This window comes from [Bacillus] enclensis, from assembly GCF_001456935.1.
Classification (GTDB): Bacteria; Bacillota; Bacilli; order Bacillales; family Bacillaceae_B; genus Rossellomorea; species Rossellomorea enclensis.
Genome location: NZ_KQ758488.1, coordinates 32,018 through 54,541, shown reverse-complemented (window position 1 = coordinate 54,541; position 22,524 = coordinate 32,018). Strand labels below are relative to the sequence as shown.

General features: G+C 40.1%; 18 protein-coding genes, 1 pseudogene and 1 riboswitch. Of the genes and pseudogenes, 14 read left to right on the top strand and 5 right to left on the bottom strand.

The genetic code is table 11. The features are described 5' to 3' along the window. The first annotated feature begins 4 nt into the window (after nucleotides 1-4). The 7 genes from walK to rlmH all read left to right on the top strand — a co-directional run bounded on the left by walK (nucleotide 5) and on the right by rlmH (nucleotide 7,329). The gene (walK, locus tag AS034_RS19120; RefSeq protein WP_058299791.1) at nucleotides 5-1,834 is read left to right on the top strand and encodes a cell wall metabolism sensor histidine kinase WalK; all 1,830 of its coding nucleotides are present in this window, start codon (nucleotides 5-7) and stop codon (nucleotides 1,832-1,834) included. Further along, nucleotides 1,831-3,171, top strand: a complete 1,341-nt coding sequence (locus AS034_RS19115; protein ID WP_058299790.1) for a YycH family regulatory protein — start codon at nucleotides 1,831-1,833, stop codon at nucleotides 3,169-3,171. The genes walK and AS034_RS19115 overlap by 4 nt, the downstream gene beginning before the upstream one ends. Continuing rightward, nucleotides 3,172-3,990 (top strand): two-component system regulatory protein YycI, encoded by an 819-nt coding sequence (locus AS034_RS19110; protein ID WP_058299789.1) that lies wholly within the window; start codon nucleotides 3,172-3,174, stop codon nucleotides 3,988-3,990. A gap of 5 nt (nucleotides 3,991-3,995) precedes the next feature. Next, nucleotides 3,996-4,790, top strand: a complete 795-nt coding sequence (locus AS034_RS19105; RefSeq protein WP_058299788.1) for an MBL fold metallo-hydrolase — start codon at nucleotides 3,996-3,998, stop codon at nucleotides 4,788-4,790. 454 nt (nucleotides 4,791-5,244) lie between these two features. Further along, a complete protein-coding gene (locus AS034_RS19100; protein ID WP_058299787.1) occupies nucleotides 5,245-6,486 on the top strand; it encodes a S1C family serine protease in 1,242 nt (413 codons plus the stop codon). A gap of 110 nt (nucleotides 6,487-6,596) precedes the next feature. Further along, nucleotides 6,597-6,755, top strand: a complete 159-nt coding sequence (locus tag AS034_RS22505) for a CxxH/CxxC protein (RefSeq protein ID WP_074440086.1) — start codon at nucleotides 6,597-6,599, stop codon at nucleotides 6,753-6,755. 94 nt (nucleotides 6,756-6,849) lie between these two features. Further along, nucleotides 6,850-7,329, top strand: a complete 480-nt coding sequence (gene rlmH / locus AS034_RS19095) for a 23S rRNA (pseudouridine(1915)-N(3))-methyltransferase RlmH (RefSeq protein ID WP_058299786.1) — start codon at nucleotides 6,850-6,852, stop codon at nucleotides 7,327-7,329. Between the two features lie 186 nt (nucleotides 7,330-7,515). Here rlmH and AS034_RS19090 read toward each other — a convergent pair whose 3' ends face one another. Both AS034_RS19090 and AS034_RS19085 read right to left on the bottom strand, forming a co-directional pair. Further along, nucleotides 7,516-7,818 (bottom strand): nucleotide pyrophosphohydrolase, encoded by a 303-nt coding sequence (locus tag AS034_RS19090; RefSeq protein WP_058299785.1) that lies wholly within the window; start codon nucleotides 7,816-7,818, stop codon nucleotides 7,516-7,518. After that, nucleotides 7,815-9,460, bottom strand: a pseudogene (locus AS034_RS19085) (DUF2075 domain-containing protein). Before AS034_RS19085 ends, AS034_RS19090 begins: the two are co-directional and overlap by 4 nt. A gap of 309 nt (nucleotides 9,461-9,769) precedes the next feature. On the opposite strand from AS034_RS19085, the gene AS034_RS19080 reads away from it, so the two are divergent. From AS034_RS19080 to AS034_RS19065, 4 genes are all read left to right on the top strand, one after another. Continuing rightward, on the top strand, nucleotides 9,770-10,462 hold the full coding sequence (locus AS034_RS19080; protein WP_058299784.1) for a class I SAM-dependent methyltransferase: 693 nt from the start codon (nucleotides 9,770-9,772) through the stop codon (nucleotides 10,460-10,462). Nucleotides 10,463-10,510: 48 nt separating this feature from the next. Further along, nucleotides 10,511-12,124 carry an ATP-dependent nuclease gene (locus AS034_RS19075; RefSeq protein WP_058299783.1) on the top strand — a complete coding sequence of 538 codons (1,614 nt, stop codon included), beginning with the start codon at nucleotides 10,511-10,513 and terminating at the stop codon, nucleotides 12,122-12,124. Continuing rightward, the gene (locus AS034_RS19070; RefSeq protein WP_058299782.1) at nucleotides 12,108-13,238 is read left to right on the top strand and encodes a UvrD-helicase domain-containing protein; all 1,131 of its coding nucleotides are present in this window, start codon (nucleotides 12,108-12,110) and stop codon (nucleotides 13,236-13,238) included. The genes AS034_RS19075 and AS034_RS19070 overlap by 17 nt, the downstream gene beginning before the upstream one ends. 276 nt (nucleotides 13,239-13,514) lie before the next feature. Further along, nucleotides 13,515-14,381: an NYN domain-containing protein gene (locus tag AS034_RS19065; RefSeq protein WP_058299781.1), complete on the top strand. Its 867-nt coding sequence runs from the start codon at nucleotides 13,515-13,517 to the stop codon at nucleotides 14,379-14,381. A 560-nt stretch (nucleotides 14,382-14,941) separates the two neighbouring features. Here the strand turns inward: AS034_RS19065 and AS034_RS19060 are convergent. Beyond that, entirely contained in the window at nucleotides 14,942-15,478 is a 537-nt protein-coding gene (locus AS034_RS19060) for an HXXEE domain-containing protein (protein WP_058299780.1), read from the bottom strand. A gap of 129 nt (nucleotides 15,479-15,607) precedes the next feature. After that, nucleotides 15,608-17,497 (bottom strand): squalene--hopene cyclase, encoded by a 1,890-nt coding sequence (gene shc, locus AS034_RS19055; RefSeq protein WP_058299779.1) that lies wholly within the window; start codon nucleotides 17,495-17,497, stop codon nucleotides 15,608-15,610. A 118-nt stretch (nucleotides 17,498-17,615) separates the two neighbouring features. Between shc and AS034_RS19050 the strand changes: the two genes are divergently transcribed. After that, the gene (locus tag AS034_RS19050) at nucleotides 17,616-18,743 is read left to right on the top strand and encodes a DUF2515 family protein (protein WP_058299778.1); all 1,128 of its coding nucleotides are present in this window, start codon (nucleotides 17,616-17,618) and stop codon (nucleotides 18,741-18,743) included. Between the two features lie 232 nt (nucleotides 18,744-18,975). Here AS034_RS19050 and AS034_RS19045 read toward each other — a convergent pair whose 3' ends face one another. Then, on the bottom strand, nucleotides 18,976-19,590 hold the full coding sequence (locus AS034_RS19045) for a DUF2238 domain-containing protein (protein ID WP_058299777.1): 615 nt from the start codon (nucleotides 19,588-19,590) through the stop codon (nucleotides 18,976-18,978). 286 nt (nucleotides 19,591-19,876) lie between these two features. Then, a riboswitch (glycine riboswitch) is annotated at nucleotides 19,877-19,958 on the top strand. 148 nt (nucleotides 19,959-20,106) lie between these two features. Here AS034_RS19045 and AS034_RS19040 point away from each other — a divergent pair. Further along, nucleotides 20,107-21,477 (top strand): amino acid permease, encoded by a 1,371-nt coding sequence (locus AS034_RS19040; protein ID WP_058299776.1) that lies wholly within the window; start codon nucleotides 20,107-20,109, stop codon nucleotides 21,475-21,477. 61 nt (nucleotides 21,478-21,538) lie between these two features. Continuing rightward, nucleotides 21,539-22,519 (top strand): Gfo/Idh/MocA family protein, encoded by a 981-nt coding sequence (locus AS034_RS19035; protein WP_032087095.1) that lies wholly within the window; start codon nucleotides 21,539-21,541, stop codon nucleotides 22,517-22,519. Nucleotides 22,520-22,524: the final 5 nt, after the last annotated feature.

The window sequence follows — 22,524 nt, the reverse complement described above, 5'->3', positions numbered from 1 at the left end:
TTGAATGAAGAAAGTTGGTTTAACGCGTTCGATCCATCTTAAGTTTGTCATGATTTATGTGCTCCTGATTCTCCTGGCGATGCAGATCATCGGGGTTTATTTTGTCAGGGAATTGGAGAATAAGCTGGTGGATAACTTTCAATCCAGCATCAAGAGCCGGGTGGATCTGCTCGAATATTCGGTCCGTGAAGAAATGGTCAAGGAACGTGCCGAGGATGATCCATCGAAGGAAAATGAGATTAAGAATCTATTGGAAGACAGTGCCGAGCCCAACTCGGATATTTATGAAATACGCGTAGTGGATGACCGCAGCAGGATCATAGGCACCTCTGATGAAAATAACCAGGCGATGGTGGGGCGCCCGACCAATGAAATCTCGGTCAAACGGGTCCTCGCCGGCGGAGGAGCTTATGATAATATTCTGATCGATGAAAAGACCGGGGACCGGGTCTGGGTTTTGACATCCCCCATCATATCGTCAGATGAAGTGATCGGCGCCATTTATCTGGTTGCGAAGATTGAAAATGTGTACAACCAGATGAATGAAATCAACAAAATTTTCACAAATGGTACGTTGATCGCACTGGCCATCACTGCAATATTGGGTGTTTTGCTTGCACAGACCATCACAAGGCCGATTTCCGATATGAGGAAACATGCGCTTGCGATGGCCAAAGGGAATTTTTCGAGAAAAGTAAAAGTCTACGGCTATGACGAAATCGGTCAACTGGCCATGACCTTCAATAACCTCACTAAACGGCTGCAGGAAGCGCAGGCGACGACTGAAGGTGAAAGAAGGAAACTGTCCTCTGTCCTTTCCTATATGACGGACGGGGTGATTGCGACGGACCGGAAAGGCCGGGTCATCCTCATTAACGATCCGGCGGTCGAGATGCTGAATGTTTCACGTGAAACAGTTCTGTCGCAGCCAATCGTTGCGCTCCTTGGCTTGGACGAAGAATATACATTCGAGGACCTGTCGAATGAACAGGACTCGATCATCCTTGATTACAGCACGAAGGAAAAGCCCTACATCTTGAGGGCGAATTTCTCGATCATCCAAAAGGAAACCGGCTTTGTCAACGGATTGATCACGGTGCTCCATGATATCACGGAGCAGGAAAAAATCGATCTCGAGAGGCGGGAATTCGTGGCGAATGTATCCCATGAACTGCGGACTCCGCTGACGACGATGCGAAGTTATCTGGAGGCGCTGGCCGAAGGGGCATGGCAGGATGAAGAGATTGCGCCGCAGTTTTTAAATGTGACGCAGACCGAAACGGAGCGGATGATCCGCCTGGTCAATGATCTCCTCCAGCTCTCGAAGATGGACAGCAAGGATTATCGTTTCAATAAGGATTGGATAGATTTCATCCTGTTATTCCACCGCATCATCGACCGTTTTGAGATGACGAAGAATTTGAATGTCACCTTTGAACGTTACCTTCCTGATCAAGCGATGTTTGTGGAAATCGACACGGATAAGATTACTCAGGTTTTGGATAACATCATTTCGAATGCACTGAAGTACTCGCCGGAGGGCGGCACGATCACATTCAACGTAAAAGAAAACAACGGGTTCATCGAGATCAGCGTCTCGGATCAGGGTCTCGGCATTCCGAAAGAAAACCTTGATAAGGTCTTTGAACGATTCTACCGCGTGGATAAGGCCCGTTCCAGACAGATGGGCGGTACAGGTCTGGGGCTTGCGATCGCGAAGGAAATGATAACAGCACACGGCGGCGATATTTGGGCAACAAGTGTCGAGGGCAAAGGCACGACGATCACGTTCACGCTCCCATTTGATTCCGCACAAGAGGATGATTGGTCATGAATTATGAAAAAATAAAATCCATTCTATTGACGGTGCTTGTGGCGCTGAGCATCTTCCTGACGTGGAATCTATGGACCTATCAACCTGAATATGATGTGATTGAAAGTACAGAGACATTCGACGTATCCATCGGGGAGGAACGAAAAGAGCTAGAATTGATCCAGCCATACAAAGTCTTTTACCATGATGACGAGCAGATCATGGGTTCCCCGAATGAAACCGAGATTGATAAAGTATTGGAGCAAATGAGCAGCTGGCGGTTGACGGATGCAAAGGACATCAGCAGTCAATACTCTCAAAGTGAAATTGAGGAACTGGTTCACAGTCCCGGCAGGATCGAGCTTGTGTTTCCGGACAGCCTCCCTCTTTCCGTCTACAATAAAGTGATCAAGTTTGACGAAGAGAATCTGCCGAGAACCACTTTTAACCGCATCATCTTTGACCTTAATGCGAAAAAAGGAGATAAGGGGATGGTCTATTTTGTTCTGTACGGCGAAGAAGACAGGAAATATGTCGTGGAGAGCAAGGTCGATGAGGAAAAAATGGATTCCATGCAGACAATGTTTGTCCAAAGGGCACTCTATAATGAAAATTTCCGGAATTACTTCGCGTTTAAGGCGAATTCAAGAAAGACCCTTCTCTTACCTGTTAAGGATGAAGAGTATTACAGCTATAAATATTCAACCGAGTTATTGGAAGCAGAGGATTTCATGAAGGCGTTATTTAAAAACCCAATCAACGTCAGCAAGAATTCAACCGAGTCCGAAGAAATCTACCGCGATTCCTCCAGTTTGATGAAAGTGAACACGAATGTGAACTCGCTGTCATTCGTCAATCCGGGCGTGGATCCGGACCGGAATATTTCAGAGGATCTCCTCGTCCAAAACAGTATCGGGTTTGTGAATGAACATGGGGGATGGACCGATCGATTCAAATTATTTTCGGTCAGCCCTGAAGAAAGTAAAATCGAATATCGGATGTTCCTGATGAATTTCCCTGTATTCAGCGATACGGCAGGGACGACTGAAATCACCCAGATCTGGGGGATGGATACGATTCATAAGTATGAGCGTCCTTACTTCCGGATTGGTGATAACTATACAATGTTTTCTAAGCCAAATAAGATTCATATCCCATCAGGTTATACAGTCCAGCAGGCGCTCGAAGAGAATAAGATGATCAACATGGAATTTGTTGAAGATATCGCACTCGGCTATAAATTGACGCGGGATATGAATTTCCCGGACATGCTTTTATACGATCTGACACCTTCATGGTATTATAAATACAGCGGCAACTGGCTGCGCCTGCCTCTTGAAGAATTGGAGGGGGTCTAAATGGATTGGAATAAAACGAAAACGATTTTCATCGTCGTGTTCCTGATCCTGAATATTTTTCTTTTAACCATTTTCATCAAAAAGATCTCTGAACCGGAGATTCTTGCCGATACGGGCACCCAGCAATCGCTGGAGTCCGTTAACATCACGTATCCTGCGGATCTTGCACCGCCTAAGGAAGCAGTCACCGAAACGAATATAAGCGCCACATCTAAGAAATTCACCGATTCGGATAAAGGAAGCCTGAAGAATCAGGAAGTCAGCATCCTGAATGAGACGACGCTGTACTCGACACTCGATGAGCCATATGATTTAGGTGAAAAATTGACGGAAGATGATCTGAAGGAAAAATTGAAGAGTTTCTTGAAGGAGTATGCGATCGATGGGGATCAATACGCTTTCAGGGGCATCAACAATGAGAATCTGACCATCAGTTACAATCAGACGTACGAGGGAAGGCCGTTATTTCATAATGGCAGTGCAGAAATCGTGTTGGAGCTTAACAATGAGAACGAAATCGTGTCGTACAAACAGACAATGATGGAAGATATAAAGTCATTCGGAAAAGTATCGAGGGTCATCAACCCGCTTGAATCCCTGCAGATCCTTGCCGACAGCGGTAAAATCGAACCTGACAGCAAGGTGACCAGCTTCGAACAGGGGTATTCAACCGAGGTGCCGATCTCGGATTCCCAGGTACTTACCCCTACATGGCATTTTGTCGTAGAGAAGAAGGATAAGAAACAACATCTTTATTTCACTGCATTTGAAGGCGACGTCATCGAGTTTACAAAAAAAGAGAAAGAATTACTGGAGTGAGAGGTATGACCATGCATTTTAGTGTACTCGCGAGCGGCAGTACAGGAAATGCGATATTCGTTGAAACGGACGAGCATTCCTTCCTGGTCGACGCGGGTCTCAGCGGCAAGGCGATGGAAGGATTGTTCAGTCAAATCGACCGTAAAATCGAGGACCTGTCAGGCATCCTTGTCACACATGAGCACAGCGACCATATCAAGGGGCTTGGGGTTCTTGCCAGAAAGTACAAGCTCCCGGTCTATGCGAATGAAAAGACTTGGAACGCAATGGACGGGCTCGTGGGGAAAATCGATACAGAACAGAAATTCACATTCGATATGGAAACGGCCAAGCATTTCGGCGGAATGAGCATCGAGTCATTCGGCGTATCACACGATGCCGCCGAGCCGATGTTCTATGTTTTCCATCAGGGTGAAAAGAAGCTTGTTCTCGTCACCGATACAGGCTATGTCAGCGACCGGATGAAAGGCATCATCTCGAATGCCGATGCCTATGTGTTCGAAAGCAACCACGACGTCGGCATGCTGCGTATGTGCCGGTATCCATGGAACATCAAGCGCCGCATCCTGAGTGATGTCGGCCACGTTTCAAATGAGGATGCCGCCATCGCCATGAGCGAAGTCATCGGCGACAGGACCAAGGGCATCTATCTCGCCCACCTGAGCCTCGACAACAACATGAAAGACCTGGCACGCATGAGTGTGACGCAGACGCTCGAAACACAAGGAATCGGCGTCGGCGAACAAATCGATCTATTTGATACGGACCCAAAAGTCCCGACACCATTAGTAGCCATCTAACCCATTTATGTGTTTGAATGGGAGAACTTAGAGGAATATGATAGGCAAAGGCTGCAGGATGGCGGCCTTTGCCTTTTTGTATTGTTTCTTAAAAGAAAAATTATAAGTAATGGTGAGTATTAACCGTCTCCAGCAGGTGATTGGAGTGGAAAACGAAGACTCCTACCAGAAAATGCGGAAGGGCTTTGCTCAGAGGCTTATGACATGTGCCTCTAAGCCCTGCAGCTGGCCAGTTCCCCGCAGAAATTTTAAAGGAGGCTCACGGGTCACCCGCGGAAAGCAAAGTCTTCCACGGAAATCAACTGCGGTAATCGAGCCCACCCTCAGGTAATGTTCACCAATTCGACAACGTTTTCTTACTGGTTTTTCATCATTTTTTAATTTAACCTGACTATAATCAGGCATGAATAGATAAAATAACAAAAGGTATTATCTGATGAAAGGATGATGGCAGATGGGATACTATGATGATCAGGATTTCAACAGGGAAGGCAGGAAGAAGCAAAAAGGAAACCGCGGAGGCATGTTCCTTGCAGGGCTTCTTGGTGCGATTCTCGGTGCCATTCTGATACTGGTTGCGATTCCGCAATTACATAACTTAGACGTACTTCCTTATTCGATTCAGCCGGATCAGGATCTAAAGGCGACGGATGAGGAATATCATAACGGGACGACCAAGAATGTATCGGTGGACGTGACGACGGATGTGACGAAAGCAGTTGAAAAAGCAAGCGACGCTGTCGTCGGCATCTCGAATATCCAATCCCAAAGCTTCTGGGGACAGCAGGGTGATTCACAGGGGCAGGCGGCCGGCACAGGCTCGGGTGTCATTTACAAAAAGGCTGGGAACAAAGCGTATATCGCTACCAACAACCACGTAGTGGAAGGTGCGGATCAGCTTGAAGTAACACTGGCAGATGGAACTAAAGTACCTGCAAAGCTTAGAGGGACCGATATATGGACGGACCTTGCCGTCATTGAAATCGACGGCAGTAAAATTGGCAAGGACGCAGTCGCTGAATTCGGAAATTCCGATAAGCTAAAAGCAGGGGAACCGGTCATCGCAATCGGAAATCCGCTCGGCCTTCAATTCTCAGGCTCGGTCACTCAAGGTGTGGTTTCAGGTGTCGAGCGTACGATTCCAGTGGATATCAACCAGGACGGCGTCGAAGACTGGAATGCGGAAGTCCTTCAGACAGATGCAGCCATCAACCCGGGTAACAGCGGAGGCGCACTCATCAATATTTCCGGTCAGCTGATCGGGATCAACTCGATGAAAATCGCACAGGAAGCGGTGGAAGGAATCGGTCTAGCGATTCCGATCAATTCGGCACAGCCGATCATCGACGACCTTGAACAATACGGAGAAGTGAAGCGGCCGGCGATGGGAGTAGCCCTTGAAGACGTCAACCGCATTTCATCCTACCATCAGCAGGAAACATTGAAGCTACCGAAGGACGTTAATTACGGAGTCATGATCAGACAGGTCATCCCGAACTCCCCTGCAGCACAGGCAGGTCTCGAAGAACTTGACGTCATCGTAGCGCTTGATGGCGAAAAGGTTGAAGATATGATCGATCTTCGAAAACATCTCTATAACAAGAAAAAAGTCGGCGACCAAATGAACGTCACCATCTACCGGAACGGCAAAAAAGAAGACGTGACGATGAAATTGACGGATGAATCAAGAATGTAGTTGTGGATAAGTAAAAAGCAGGAGGGGGAAAGCACCTTTCCTGCTTTTTCTATACGTGATATGATTACCTGTGGATAATTAAAAACCATAAAAAAAAGGAGGTATGAGCTTTGATTTATTGCTGTTTAGAGCACGTGGAGCTTGCGATGGATATCATTGTAGACGAGCATGAAGTGGCCCCGGACCTGAAGGAACTGCCTAAAGAAGAACAGTTATCCACAACCTGTGAATATTGTGGGAATAACGCAGTATATATTGTGGCGAACTAATATTCTCATACAGTATGTGGACGACGGGTGTGGATATGTGGATAAGTTCTGTGGATAATGTGTTTGTAAATTGTTTGTAAAGTGAGGACGAACTGTGAATATCACGATTGTAACGGTTGGAAAGTTGAAAGAAAAGTACTTGAAGCAAGGAATAAGTGAATATGTAAAGCGGCTCGGTGCCTACGCCAAACTTGACATCATCGAGCTGCCAGACGAAAAAGCACCGGAAGTATTGAGCGATTCAGAAATGGTACAGGTCAAGGATAAAGAAGGAGAACGCATCCTATCCAAGATCTCACCCGACCACCATGTCATCGCCCTCGCCATCCAGGGCAAGATGAAATCATCTGAAGAACTGGCGGACAACCTGGACAAACTCGCCACCTATGGCAAAAGCAAAGTGGCCTTCGTCATCGGTGGATCACTCGGGTTAAGTGATGAGGTAATGAAGCGGGCAAATGATACTTTGTCCTTTTCGAAAATGACATTCCCTCATCAGTTGATGCGGCTGATCTTGGTGGAGCAGATTTATCGGGCGTTTCGGATTAATCGGGGGGAGCCTTATCATAAATAGTGGAAAAATGTAATAAATGCCTTGTCTTTTTGAATCTTAAGATTTCAAGAAAAAAGACCTTGGCTCGTTGAATAAAGAATTTTTTAGAATTTATAATTGGAAGATTGAGTAACTAAAATGAGTAATGAACGGTTGTACTGTTTTCTAATAACTGAAATCCCAGTGTAAAAGAGGAAGAACCTAATGTTATGCAATAGGGTACTTCCTGCCATTCTTCAAAACCTTCTCCTCTACAATCTCTTTAATATCCAAGTCAAGGTCAGAACACAACATCAAAGAGTAGATTAAGACATCCGCGATTTCTTCACGGATGTTTTCTTTATTAGTTTCTATTGCTTCCTCGCTACTGATCCATTGAAAGTCTTCAAGTAGTTCGGCTGCTTCAATAGAAATAGAGATAGCAAGGTCTTTGGGGTTGTGAAATTGTCTCCAGTTACGCTCATCTCGGAATTTGTTTATTTTATTGATTAAATTTTGAATATCGCTCAAACCTTTCTTCTCCTTTCTAAATCTAATAGATGTTTTCTTAGTTTTGAATCTGTAGCATAAATGTATAAACCGTGAATTCCTCTTTTCATTAAAACGTTAATGGAATTGAGGATAATTTCTTCCTTAATTTCTTGGTTCTTCTCTGGTGATAAGTCAGAGCGTGAAGCGAATGCCCCTGTGTCTTTATATCTTGAGGGGTCAATAACTAGCTTGTCTTCCTCTTCATTATAGCTAACGGAGGGGCCAAGAACTACACCGACAAAGTTAAGATCAAAGCCTTGCACTGTATAGATAGAGCCGACTTCTCTAATCGATTCCGGATTCTCAGCCCATGCTACATTATTCATGGTGTTATTCCAGGGCATGTTTATTCCTTCTTCATCTACAATATAGGATTTCTTATCTTTCTTATGTAAGTAGTCAAAGGTTGAGACAATACGCGATAGTCCAATTTCGTTATTCTTCCTTTCTATAGCTGTTTTAAACGACTCAGCATCTTTGAAAAACTTAAGCTCAAATGAAGAGTCTCTTTCTACTGGAAGTGGAAGTACTTCTTTGGAGACAAAGCGATCAATCCAATTTATTGTTTCAGGACTGGCGTTCATCCTCATTTGGTCTGTTAACTTTACAGTTTTGGCGGAATAGTGTTTTGTAATTTCCTCGAGCAAACTGTCGTTCCAATAGCTTTTAATTTTCAGAACTTGTTTAGGATCAAAGATAACAATAGTAATTTTACTTCGTTTTATGATTTCATCCAATTGATTTTTATAGTTGAAATTATTATAAGAATCTTCCTTTGTCAAAAGAAGATGGGCTTCATCTATAAGAACAATATCTGCTGAAGTTCCTGACTTGTTTTCTCATTAATGAATGGTGTTGGCTTCATTAGATTTTTTTTCTTAATATTCGGCAAGCTGTTAGCAATATTTTTATACGTCTTCAGCATCTCGCCATTATTCACTAGCATGTAATTATCGGTTCCTTGTAGAAGAGAGCTGCTATCCTTAGATAAATCCTGAAGAGTATTAAACAAAGAGCTTATGAGGACACTTTTACCTGTCCCAGCATCTCCTTCAACTGTAATCACATGGTTGCCTTCTAACTTGATATGTTCCTTACAGAAATCAAGAATTTCATTTTTAATATCCAGCTGAAGAGGTGACAATTCCTTATAAGGTGATAGTTTATAAATATCTTTGTTTCTAAGATTTTCAAGGGTATCACTCACAATTTTCTCTTCACGAAGCTTCTCCCAAATTGCTTGAAAAAGCTCTTCATTATAGAATGATTTCTCAAAATAATTGTGCGTTTCCCTTGAACTGGTCTGACTTACATTTTGCAATTGAAAGTGGTTATCGGCAATGAAATAATTAATCAAATTTGACTCAATATTGTACGTAGCAGACTGATTAAACTTCTCATGTCCAATCAAAATAGATCGGTTCAAATTCCTTCGCCTTTTATCCTCTAAATGGTTCTTTAACCTTCTTGTAGCCTGAACGGTTTGTCCGATATAAGCTGACGGCCTTTTTCTCTCGTTATAAAGAATATAGACGATAGGATAATTATTTAGATGAACTTGCTTAACGGTATAGTCAGAATCCAGTGTGAAATCTCTGTTATCAAATATTAATTCACTCATAATTGTAGCCTCATTGTGTCTTTTTACGATAATAGTATCATAAACTAGTATAATTATTTAACAGTTTTTGGATTTTAAAGAATTATCTAGTATAATTTATAAGTAATACAACTTCTCAGTTATAAGGTGAAAACCATTGATTAAATTAGGTACATCGTGTTTTTATCGAAAGTAAACCGTTAGAACCGTTCCAATGGTCACATTGGGAGGGGTCTTTAATAACATTTATCAAAGAGAAAATCTAGAAAATTAAAAGAGATTGTTTGTAATATAAAGTGTAAATGAAATAAAAGGAAGGGAGTTCCGGATATGAATTTAAATCCCTTTTATGATGAGTTGGAAACAGTTTTGAAAGAAAGTTTGACTCTTTTACCGGAGGGAGGAAATGTCCTCGATATTGGCTGCGGAAAAGGGTGGCTCACTAGGCTCTTATTTAATTATTTGGGAGCGAATATAATAGGAATAGACAAGAATGAAGTTAATATAGATGATTGTCGTGTTAAAGCAGGTAATCTTCCCATTGAGTATAAGTTGATGGATATGGTTGATTTATCTTCTGATACATTCCTAACATTTTATTCTTTAATTACTTGTCATAATGTCTTGGGGTATATTTCTAATCCGACAGATCAGCTTCACAAAATGTACTCATGGCTTAAACCAGGTGGATTGCTTTCTATTGTAGTGAGAACTCCTTCGGGTAGGTTTGCAGAGATTTATGAACGTTCAGAATCTATTAATCTTGCAATTAAACGTTATAAGGATATGAAAATGTATGGGAGTTTTGGAGATATTTTTAATTTTTATACCCAATCAAGTTTAACCAGTATGATTGAAGTTGCTGGTTTTTCTGTTCTAAAAAGTCAAGGACTCTACTCGCTTGAAAAATACCTACCTAAAGGTAACGAGATACTAAGAAGTACTTTGCCTGAGTTAAAGAATGACAACTATTTTTTTCATTGGGTACTGTGTAAAAAAGAAAATAATACAAGGATTAATTAAATCTTAAAAAAATTTCATTTATTGAAATGAATTGGAGGAAAAAACAAAGTGTTATTAAAAAAAGTAAAAATATATAATTACAAGAGCTACGAAGATTTTTCGTTAGATTTTGATAATAACTATTCAATAATAATTGGAAATAATGGGGCTGGTAAAACAACATTACTGGAAGCAATTCACTTAGCCTTAACAGGGACAATGAATGGAAGACCAGTTTTTTATGAATTATCTCCATATATATTTAACAGGTCAATTGTTAACCAGTTTATTGATGAAATAAAAGCTGGTAATAAGAAGAATCCCCCAGAAACAAAAATAGAATTATACTTCTCGGAGTCAGAAGATTCCGACCTTAATGAATTGATGGGTATAGAGAATAGTGAGAATGCCAATGTACCGGGGTTCGTATTTTCTATTAAATTTAATGAGCAATATCGAGAAGAATATCAACAGTATATTCAGAATGAAAATTTTATACATATCCCTACAGAGTACTATGCAGTAGAATGGAAAAGTTTCGCGGGAGTAACAATAACTACAAGATCAATCCCAATAAAATCCCACTTGATTGACTCTACAACTACAAGTCTAGCAGCTAGTTCTCAAAAATATATTATGAAGATTATATCAGATGTATTAGATGATAAACAAAAAGCTAACTTAGCAGTTCTTTACCGAAGCTATAAAGAGAAGTTTGGTGAAGATCCTAATATAGCTTCTATAAATGAAGTGTTGAACGAGAAGAAAAATCTCATGTTAGACGACTCTAGGAATTTATCAATATCGTTAGATGTGACTCAAAAGGCTACATGGGAATCTGCAATTGCTGCTTTCTTAGACAATATACCTTTCGATTATATTGGAAAAGGTGAACAAAATGTAATAAAGACTACACTCTCCATTGGTAATAGAAAGCCCCAAAGAAATTTAATTCTAATAGAGGAACCTGAGAGTCATCTTTCATTTTCAAATATGAGAATCTTGTTAGAGAAAATCATATCTGAATGTTCGGATCAACAATTACTTATTTCAACCCATAGTTCGTATGTATTGAATAAGATGGCAATGGATAATGTTATCCTTCTTGGTCAAAATAGAAGTGGAAAATTAAATGAATTATCGAAGAGTACAAGAGATTACTTTCATAAACTACCCAATTATGACACTTTAAGATTTATTTTATCTAAAAAGGTTATTCTGGTCGAAGGACCAGCAGATGATTTAATTATTCAAAAAGCCTATCATCAAAAATACAATAAACTCCCTATAGATGATGGGATAGATATAATCTCTGTAAACGGACTATCTTTTAAAAGATTTTTAGATATAGCCAAGTTGCTAAATATAGATACAGTAGTAGTTACAGATAATGATCATGATTATGAAAAGAACATCAATAATAAGTATAAGGACTATATGTGTGGTCCAATTAAGTTATGTTTTAGCACTAATAATGAGCTAAATACCTTAGAACCACAAGTGTTAAAATGTGATGCTGGTAACTACGATAAATTAAAAACAATTCTAGGGAAACCTGACAAGTCTGAAGGTGAGTTGTTAGAGTTCATGCTGAAAAATAAAACTGATTGGGCGTTAAAAGTATTTTTAAACAGTGATTTACAATTGAATTTTCCGGAGTATATAAATGATGCCATCCAATAAAAGAATTATTAAGGCTGCAGCGGGGACAGGTAAGACTACATTATTAATAGGAGAAGCAGTAAAAAACTATCAAGAAGGAAAAGTGCTATACCTTACATATACGAATGCCAATCTAAATTCTATGAAGTATGACCTTATGGATTCAGTAGGAATAATACCTAAGAACATTAAATGTAAGACATGGACGGAATTTTTGCTTAACGAATGCGCTAAGCCATATAGAAAGGTTATGGGAGGGCCGGAAATACAAGGGGTTAATTTTTGTTCATTAGGAGAAATCCCCCGCTTAAAAGGTATAACAGCCGATAATTGGAGATATTACTACGATTTTCAAGGAAGACTCTATTATCAAAGGTTGGCTCAATTTTGTAATTTAGTATTAGAAGCTTCTGAGGGAGCAATGATTAATAGGCTCGAAAAAATCTATTCCACAATTCTTATAGATGAGGTTCAAGATATGGGGGGATACGATTTAAAAATAATTGAGGCTATTTACCACTCTAACATTGATCTTGTAGTGGTAGGAGACCATCGGCAGGCAACATATTCCACAAATTCAGGTCCTTTTCTCAGCAGATACAGAGGGATCAATATATTTAATTTCTTTACTGAGGTACTAAAGCACGACGAGCTTGAAAGTTTAGATGTGTGCCACCGTTGTCCGCAGATAGTTTGCGATTTGGCAAATACATTATATAGTGACCTTAACATGAAATCTGTTAAGAAAGTGGACAATGAAGATGTAGGTACTTACTTGGTCGATATGGATAATGTATATAAGTTCATAGAACATTATAAGCCAACAGTACTTTATTATAATATAAGCTCCTTTAACAAATTTATATCTAAATTAGACGGAGATATTAACTTTGAATCAATAACCTTTGGCAAATCAAAAGGGTTAAGTTATGAAAACGTCTTAATTCTACCTACTAAAGAGATGGAAAACCATATTTTAAAAGGCAGACACAAAATGTCGGATTCAGTAATAGCACAGTTTTATGTAGCCATTACGAGAAGTAAAAATAATGTTGCAATCTTGTCAGATAAGAAGCAAGCTCACTTTGATATATTGTCAGGTTGGAATTTTGAGGTTGTAAAACAGTATCCCTAAGATTGTTGTTTGATTTTATTAAAAATTAAGAAAATTATGAAATTAGTGAATTAGCCAGTTTTAAACAAAGTGTAAACTTGATTTAATCATTAATATTAATATTTTTCAATAACCTCATTTAAGAAAAATAGTTTTGGGAAAATAACCTTTACTATGCGCTTAGAAAAAAACTCCTGATTAAAATTAGCGAAATAATATATAAAAAGAAAAAATAATAGTTGTATAATAGGTAAGTGGTTTAATTTACCATAAATCTAAAATTTAAGGAGTAAACTAATGACTAACCCAACTGCCGTATTTATAGATTATGATAATTTATATAGATCCATTAATGAGTCATATTCAATGTTTATAACAAGTGATGTTGTTAAGAAATTATTAGACTATTTATCAGATGAGCAATTAAATTCTGTACAACTAGTAAAAGCATTTTGCGATTTTAAGACTTCTTCAAATGAAATAAGTGATTTACAGGAAAATCTGGTTGAATTACGGCATGTAAACTCGATAGGAGATGGAAAAAGCAATGCATCTGATATAGCGTTAGCGATAGATGTAACAAAATCCTTATCTAATAACCGAAAGTTTGAACATTATGTCATTGTATCTTCAGATTCAGATATGTTACCACTTATCTTAGAGTTAAGGTATCAAGGAAAAGAGATAACCCTCCTATATCTAGAGTCGAAAATTAAGAATAATTACTTGGAAACATTAGAAAAGCAAATTAAAGTTAAAAAAATTGAAGAAATTTTGGGCGTTGAAACATATAAGCCATTTAATATTGAAAATTTAGAATTTAGCAATGAAGAAAAATTCAAGTATTTAAATTGTATTAACAAAGGTATGAATGACTTATACGTTAAGTATGGGTCAAAATCCCAAACCGTTGTTTATCAAAAAGACTTACTGGCTGCACTTAATAACCAATCTAGTTTTAATTTACAACCTAGTGACTCGTCGGCCATATTAGATTATTTTAAAAAAGAAAAAATTATTATTGCTGCAGAAGTTAAAGTAATTATTAAGGATGAAGACCAGAAAAGAACTGCATTTTTTATTAACGAAGATAAGCTTGAAGAATTTGATCTAACACTTGATGATGAAGTAATGGTTAAATACAGAGAAGCAGAACTTGTTTAAACCATTTTGTAGTTTGAATAAAAAATGTAATTAATGGGTTTAAAACTCATTTGGAAAAAATTAAACGAAATTGTTGTAAATGTTGAATATATTGCATATAATAATGAGGAAGCATTTCAAAAGAACGATTTTAAAAAGCGTCTGAAAAGAACGATTATAAAATGAACGAAAAAGATCCTTCTGTTTACGAAGGATCTTTTTTCATTTTTGAATGATTGAACTGACAAATTTTAGCTATGATTGATTTAAGAAAAACTAACCTTCACTGAGTTAAAAAAATTTAATTATTGGTTAAATTAATTATCTAATCATTATTTTTTGCCTCTTAAATAACTACGGTGAACCGTACCATAAATAGAGACAGTTTTATAGTATTATAACTGTGAAATATTACTGTTTGGTAAAATAAACAGGGTAATCTCCATTATAAAAAGATAAAATGCAGTGTCTTAAAGGATAGGTAAATAAATTCTACTGAAGTAAAATGGCCGCTCAGTTATGAATAGCCTTTCTTTATGCCTTATGATGATGAAGTGACTTTAAAAAAAAGTCTTGCCTATTTATCGAATAAAATACCGGCCTAGAAGATTTCCAACTAGAAAAATCAGGATGAAGATCATACTAACTGGTAGACTGGCAATTACCAAGTGCCAGTCTATTTGTCCATGTTCAACTAAAGTATTATATGAAAGGAGGCAGTAAGGGATAAGGAGGAACAGTGACGTTACGATGCCAGGAGTGTAACTTCTAAACATAATGGTTTGAACAATGTGCATGAATGCTTGAAAAACAAATAAATTAATCATGACTGTAAATAAAAGAAATCCCCCTCCATTAGAAGAATGATGGGCGGTCATCAAGGTAATGAAGGAGATAAACAGTAAAATCCATGTTGCCGAAATAGCAAGCTGGGCAGCCGTTGAACCTAGTTTCTCCCGGGCTTTTAATGCTTGTTTAACGAAGTTAGTTTTAGGATAGTTTGCAGTCATGGAAGATTCAATGGTTATGATCTCTTCTAAGTCATGGAAAATAAAAATGATGGGCAGCAACCAGATTATTGTTTGAAGATCGAAGAATTGGTGGAGAACTCCTTGCATATTTGGCCTCCCTCCTTTTTAAATGTTAAAATTTCTTTTTCAACAAGACTATCCTTCTAATGTAGTTGCTCCATTTTATTGGACAAGATACAAAAGTATACCAATAATCACTCAAGAAATTTTTCTTTGTCACAAATCTGTCAGAAGCTGCCCACCAGCTAATTTTTGATAATGGGCAAGGGAAAGCAATGGAAAAACATATTCATAACAATGATAATTGATATAAAAGGACCCTGCCATTCCCCTTCCTTTTGGATAAGCGGTCGTCCAATCCTTTTCTTTTTTATCCACTAAAAAAGCTGCACCGTTCTCCATTTCAGGTGTTACGCTGGTTGAGGCTAAGATGAGTGTATCAAGGGCCCAAGCGGTATGAGTGCGGGTACTTTCGCGGAGCGGCACATAACAGTTTTTGATATCACTTTTACAGGATTCTCCCCAACCACCGTCAGAATTCTGAATTTTCCGCAACCACGCTAGTGCCTTTTGAATAGCTGAATGATTTGCAGGAACCCCAACCGCAATCAATCCCGTTACAGCCGCCCAAGTACCATAAATATATACGCCCCATCTCCCTACCCAGGAGCCATCTGAATTTTGATGCCGCAACAGCCAACGAATTCCACGTTTCACCATAGGATGATGACGGTCTAAATGGGTATAGTTTCCGAAGAATTCTAAAGTCCTTCCCGTTAAATCAACCGTCGACGGATCAATCAATAAATCTTTTCCCCCTTCTATCGGTAACAAATTCAACACTTTTTTATCTACATTCTTTTCAAATGCAGGCCAACCGCCGTCATTGTTTTGCATGGAAATGAGCCATTTTAATCCACGATCCCATGCTTGCCGACAAGCCACTTGTTTTTTGGCCAAAGTACGTATCGCCCGGAGTGCAGCAGTTGTGTCGTCAATATCTGGGTGGAAAGTGTTCATATCCGCAAACCCCCAACCTCCCGGTAACAGGTTTGATTCATGAATGGCCCAATCCCCGTATTTGAGATGCTGACGGGAAAGAATGTAATCATTGGCCTTTTGTATAGTGTTGGACGAATAGGGGACTCCGGCTTCTTGTAGAGCATAATTGATTAACGTTGTATTCCAAACCGTAGCCGTCGTGTACTGGCAGTGAAGTTCTCCGTCAATTCGGCATGTCATTGCTTTTAAGCCTTGTACGGCACGAGTAATCACCGGATGTGTTTTTGGATACCCCCTCGCCAATAAGGCATAAATCATGAGAGAGGTCGTGCTGAAATAATTAACATAGGTGCCATCCGGTTCGATTCGGTCCAGCATATATTGTTCAGCACGAGATAATGCCAATTCACGAAGGTTTACATGAGGTTTTAGACCCTTAATCCCCTGTTTAATTGATTTGATCACCGAGCGGACCTCGTCCTCTTGATTCTCTGTAAAAAAACGAACCTCTTTTTTTTGAAACAAATCGGAGAGATTGGGCGAACGAGGCGTCCGCTTACGAAAATTCGTATTGGCGAGAATTAAAAAAGGGATAATGTTCGCCCTTCCGTACACGGAGAGGTCAAAAAGGTTAATTGGAAAGGAGTCTGGTAAAAGCATCACTTCAATATTAATGGGGAAGTGCGGCCACGCACATTGTCCTGTTAGGGCCAACAAGATTTTCAAAAACATATGGACATCCGCGGCCCCTCCGTTGGCCAAAATAAACCTTCTTGCTGCTTGCATTTCCTGGTCTTTTGGATTCCGATAACCAGAATAAAGAAGAGCATAATACGCTTCTACAGTCGATGTTAAATTCCCTTTTTCCTGATCATGAAACAGCCTCCAAGACCCATCTTTCTTTTGCTTTGCGGCGATACGTTCTACCAACTCTTTTATGAAATCCTCCTCATCCTTTATCTCCAATGTCCGTAATAAGATAATCATACTGCAGTCCGATGCAATTCCGGTTTCGAAAGGATAACGCCATGTCCCGTCCTCTAATTGGTCTTGGACCAACTGATGGGCGATTCTGTTCATTTCCTCATATACCCGAGTTCTCATTCTACGTACCCTCTCCCATCCTTTTTTAAAAATTCATATTCCGGGAGCAAGTTGAATATGCTCCTTTGATGGGGAGGATTGAAACAGTCAAAATGAACTTTAAAAGGATGATGCCGTTTTGCTGGACTCTTTATCCGATGTAAAAAAAGAATTGAAAAAAAAGATGAAGAAGAAATCTGACTGCCTTCTGCCATGTTTATCAGAAAATGATAGACAGTGTATTGACCTTATAAGAGAACAGACGAAACAACTTAACCAAAACAATGTAACAAGGACGCAAGCTTATTTTCAGTTTTATCTTCAGTACCCTGAGATACATTGGGCCCTTCTTGGACATTTGATATCGCGAAACGTAGGTTGGAACATGACGGATTTAAAAGGGGAATTGCTGACGAAACTTCTACCTGAAAAAGATCAAGAAGCCTTCTTTTCCTTTTTGGAGCGAGGTAGTTGGTTGGTTTTTCAAGATGTGTATCCTCAATTTTCGGTTTATGACCTGAGTGTGATAAGGGGTAAAGATATGTTCCACCTTTTACCTTTCTTTTACACTTCTACATTTATGGAGACGATGTGGCGTTATTTTTGGCGAAGTGGGGATAGCTATACGTTGGCAATTGCGATGATAATAAATGAACAAAGCCAATTGGAAAAGGAGTTGATCCAAAATAATCATTTCAAAAAAAACGTAACGAGTACAGTCAGCTTTAAAATGTATGAATTTTTACGAATGAATAACATTCTTTTTCCCTACAATGCGGAGGGAAAATCGGAAAAAGTATCACTTATCGGCGGCATCTCACAGCAATTCACTTCCCTTCACGAAAGAATATTATTTGGGAAAAATTTGTATGCCACTCTTTTTCAGTCTGAAGAGATTCTAGCGGGGGTTTTGAAATGGGCACATGAATGTCCTCATACCGGCTCAAGAAAGGATTATTGGCCTGATTTGTTTAATGATGTAAATGAATCTTTACCCCGATCCCTTTATAAACGCCGGGTCAAGAATTGCATGTTGAAAGAGGGCGCCAATCGCCTGTACAGTCCGCCTTTAAAATATGCATGGCCGGATGCGCCCCATGAAGATACGAAGAGCGGAGATTGGTTTAGGGATTGGCATGTCTTGGATTATATAAATAAAGAAGTAAGTTTAAATGGAGAGATATTAAAGAATTATTGCAAAACTCTTGAAAAAATTGAACTTGCGGTTATGGCAAAGGAAGCCCTGTTGTTACGAGAAGAAAAATAATCATTAATGAGCAGAAGCCCAGGCATTGTTCAAGTGCTGCCAGTAGAATATGGAATCATTAAAAGTAATTGTCAAAAAACCGCTGGTATATTAGGTGCAGTGAACCGTACCATAAGTAAATGAGGTTTTAGTTGTATGAAAATAATAACAAGACAAACATGCCAAGTTATGAATAGTAACTCGGCATGTTTGTCTTGTTGCTCGGATTTTGCACCTGAGTTTCACCAACCTACTATCTGGATCTTTCTAATTCTTTATATAGAATCTTAACAAAGAAAAGCGAAAGAATGGAACCTGCCAGTAAAAGTGCCATATCCCACTGTGCATCCCATATGTCTCCCTGCATACCTAAAAAATCTTTAGTCACTTTCCCTTTCTTCCCTATGGTTGCACTTGCCCATTCAATGATTTCGTAGAACGCCCCGATTGCCAATGTGATACAGAGAGCAATGAAGTTTGTGGTTTTACTTTTCGTTAAAGCTGTTTTTCTTACCAACACCTCTATTATGACGATCACAAGAGACCCCTTAAGAAAATGACCGAACCGGTCGTAGTGGTTTCTATGTAAATCAAAATAATCCTTGAACCATGTAAAGAGAGGAACTTTGGAGTAAGAGTAATGCCCTCCTATAAACGTTAAAATGACAAGAATGGTAATGATGACATAGGAAACAGTGGTAAGGCGAAATTTGTTGTATGTTGATACTAAAAATAGTAAAACCAATACTGAAGGTAAAACCTCCATCAACAAAACCATATAGCCTTCCTCAGGTTTAATCAGGGACCAAATAAGAACAATTAAAACAACAAATAAGAAGACAATATGCAGCGGACTTTTATGTGGCATTCAATTCACTCCCGCAAATAAACAAGATGTACTTAGTATTTGCTAAACATTTATATATTAGAACAAGGGATAGTTTTAAGTTCTAAACCTCATTATGTAGATGAACAATTACATAAAAACATCCATACCTTTTTCATCCAATAAATTCATTCAGGGTAATGACGATCCCCACCTGTTGACAAAACGTCAATATCCTACTAAAATAATCAACTATTCGAAGCAAAACGAGTAACCAAACAATTTAATTACATAGAAAGCTATGATTGCTATGGATCATACTATAGCAGGAGCAGCTTCTGGAGAGACCGCGAGAGTTTTCGCGGCGCCGAAGGGTTCATAATCTCAGGCAAAAGGACAGAAGAGTATCAGATATTTATTTTGACGTGCAGGCCGTTATGGCTGCTGGCATTCAAAATAGTATTTGTTATTCTTATGACCATGAGATTGGAGCGCATCCAGTCTCTTTTTTTATGCTCTAAATATTGCTTTCTGAATGTTTGTAAGGAGGAGTTAAGGTTGGAACAACGAGAATTAAAGAGAGATTTATCAAATCGCCATGTTCAGCTGATTGCGATTGGCGGAACGATCGGGACGGGGTTATTTTTAGGTTCCGGGAAAGCGATACAGCTTGCGGGTCCCTCGATCATCTTTGCTTATTTAATCGTAGGTATCGCCCTGTTTTTTGTGATGAGGGCGCTTGGGGAATTGTTGTTGTCAAAAGCGGGTTATCAATCGTTGACGGATATTGCGGAAGAGTATCTTGGAGCTTCTGCTGCATTTGTGACGGGATGGACCTATTGGTTCTGCTGGATCATGACGGCGATGGCGGATGTGATCGCTGTGGGGGTGTACGTGAATTATTGGTTCGATATCCCGCAGTGGATTCCCGCACTCATCTGCGTGATTATTTTATTAGGGTTCAACCTGATGACTGTAAAGCTATTCGGGGAAATGGAATTTTGGTTTGCGTTAATCAAGGTCATGACGATTCTTGCATTGATCGTTGCCGGCGTTGTGCTGCTGGTGATTGGATTCAAGACGGATGCAGGTACTGTTTCGATGACCAATCTGTGGGAGCATGGAGGATTATTTCCAAACGGAGTATCAGGCTTCCTGCTGTCATTCCAGATGGTCATCTTTGCGTATGTCGGCGTGGAATTAGTGGCCGTATCAGCAGCGGAAACGTCTGATCCGAAAAAGAATATTCCATCGGCCATCAACAAGATTCCTCTAAGGATATTATTTTTCTACGTTGGCGCGCTGATCGTGCTCTTGTGCATCAATCCGTGGACAGGCCTCAATGCAGCGGAAAGTCCGTTTGTGAAAACATTCAGCTTAATCGGGATTCCCCTGGCGGCAGGAATCATCAATTTCGTGGTGCTGACGTCAGCGGCTTCTGCCTGCAACAGCGGAATGTTCTCTACAAGCAGGATTCTATATAATTTAAGCAACACGAAACAGGGGCCGTCTATTTTTGCCAGACTGAATAAAAACCATGTGCCAAGCAATGGGCTGTTCATCTCCACACTGGTTATTTCCGCGGGAGCACTTTTAAGTAAACTGCTGCCGGAGCAGGCCTTCGGGATCGTGACAACGATAAGTGCCATTTGCTTCATCTGGGTGTGGGGCGTAATTCTGATCTGTCATCTGAAGTATAAGAAAACACGTCGCGATTTACACTTGAAATCAACATTCAAAGCACCATTCACGCCATTTATCAATTACGCTGTGCTGACCATGTTCGCCGTGATCCTGGTGATCATGATGGTTTCTGAGGCAACTCGTCCAGCCTTATTGCTGACACCTATATGGTTCATTCTTTTATTTACCCTATACGGAATGAGGAGAAAAAAGGAAAAACATCAAACGCTGATGCATCAATCATAGTCATTGTTCAGAAAAATCAGGTATGATGGTTACTAACGAAACCAATAGGGGGAACGTAACCATGAAATTTGATAAGGTCCGGTGGGGAATCATCGGCTGCGGAGATGTGACGGAAAAGAAAAGCGGCCCTGCTTTTCAAAAGGTTGAAAACTCGGAACTTGTTGCAGTCATGAGGAGAACGGGTGAGCTGGCCAGGGATTATGCGGAAAGACATCAGGTCCCTAAGTGGTACGATGACGCGGAAGCATTGATTAACGACCCTGAGGTGGATGCGGTTTATATCGCGACACCGCCTGGTTCTCATAAGGAATATACGCTGAAGGCAGCCGCTGCGGGGAAACCTGTTTATGTGGAGAAGCCGATGGCCCGTAACGCAGAGGAATGCAATGAAATGGTGGCTGCCTGCAAAGAAGCCGGGGTTCCTCTATATGTGGCTTACTACCGCCGGGCGCAGGAGCGCTTTTTGAAAATAAAAGAATTGCTGGATCAAAAGGCGATTGGGGACGTTCGTTTTGTCTCTACTACCCAGTATCAAAAAGCGGGGGACGACGTGAAGGATTCGGACAACCTTCCATGGCGGGTGAAGCCTGAACTAGCCGGAGGCGGCCTGTTCTTTGATCTGGCAAGCCATACCCTCGATATTCTCGACTTCCTGCTCGGACCGATCCAGGAAGCAAAAGGCTTCTCTTCGAATCAAGCAGGCTATTATGAGGCTGAGGATATTGTGACGGGTACATATCAGTTTGCTTCAGGAGTTCATGGAATTGGAAAATGGTGTTTCACGGCTTTTGAAAATGTAGATATGAATGAGATTGTCGGAAGTGAAGGAAAGATTAGCTTTTCTACCTTTGGGGATGATCCTGTCGTACTGACGACCAGTGAAGGGCAGCAGCATTGGAGCTTCGAACGACCGGAGCATGTCCACCAGCCGCTTGTAACGACGATTGTCAAAGAGTTAACCGACGGTGGCCATTGGTGTCCAAGCACAGGAGAATCGGGTGCGAGAACCAATCGCGTGATGGATGAGATTGTCGGGAAGTGAAAAAT

Excerpts from the sequence above, each read along its gene's own strand:
- walK (WP_058299791.1), top strand. The coding sequence starts at position 5 with ATGAAGAAAGTTGGTTTAACGCGTTCGATCCATCTTAAGTTTGTCATG.
- AS034_RS19115 (WP_058299790.1), top strand. The coding sequence starts at position 1,831 with ATGAATTATGAAAAAATAAAATCCATTCTATTGACGGTGCTTGTGGCG.
- AS034_RS19110 (WP_058299789.1), top strand. The coding sequence starts at position 3,172 with ATGGATTGGAATAAAACGAAAACGATTTTCATCGTCGTGTTCCTGATC.
- AS034_RS19105 (WP_058299788.1), top strand. The coding sequence starts at position 3,996 with ATGACCATGCATTTTAGTGTACTCGCGAGCGGCAGTACAGGAAATGCG.
- AS034_RS19100 (WP_058299787.1), top strand. The coding sequence starts at position 5,245 with ATGGGATACTATGATGATCAGGATTTCAACAGGGAAGGCAGGAAGAAG.
- AS034_RS19080 (WP_058299784.1), top strand. The coding sequence starts at position 9,770 with ATGAATTTAAATCCCTTTTATGATGAGTTGGAAACAGTTTTGAAAGAA.
- AS034_RS19070 (WP_058299782.1), top strand. The coding sequence starts at position 12,108 with ATGATGCCATCCAATAAAAGAATTATTAAGGCTGCAGCGGGGACAGGT.
- AS034_RS19065 (WP_058299781.1), top strand. The coding sequence starts at position 13,515 with ATGACTAACCCAACTGCCGTATTTATAGATTATGATAATTTATATAGA.
- AS034_RS19060 (WP_058299780.1), bottom strand. The coding sequence starts at position 15,478 with ATGCAAGGAGTTCTCCACCAATTCTTCGATCTTCAAACAATAATCTGG.
- shc (WP_058299779.1), bottom strand. The coding sequence starts at position 17,497 with ATGAGAACTCGGGTATATGAGGAAATGAACAGAATCGCCCATCAGTTG.
- AS034_RS19045 (WP_058299777.1), bottom strand. The coding sequence starts at position 19,590 with ATGCCACATAAAAGTCCGCTGCATATTGTCTTCTTATTTGTTGTTTTA.
- AS034_RS19035 (WP_032087095.1), top strand. The coding sequence starts at position 21,539 with ATGAAATTTGATAAGGTCCGGTGGGGAATCATCGGCTGCGGAGATGTG.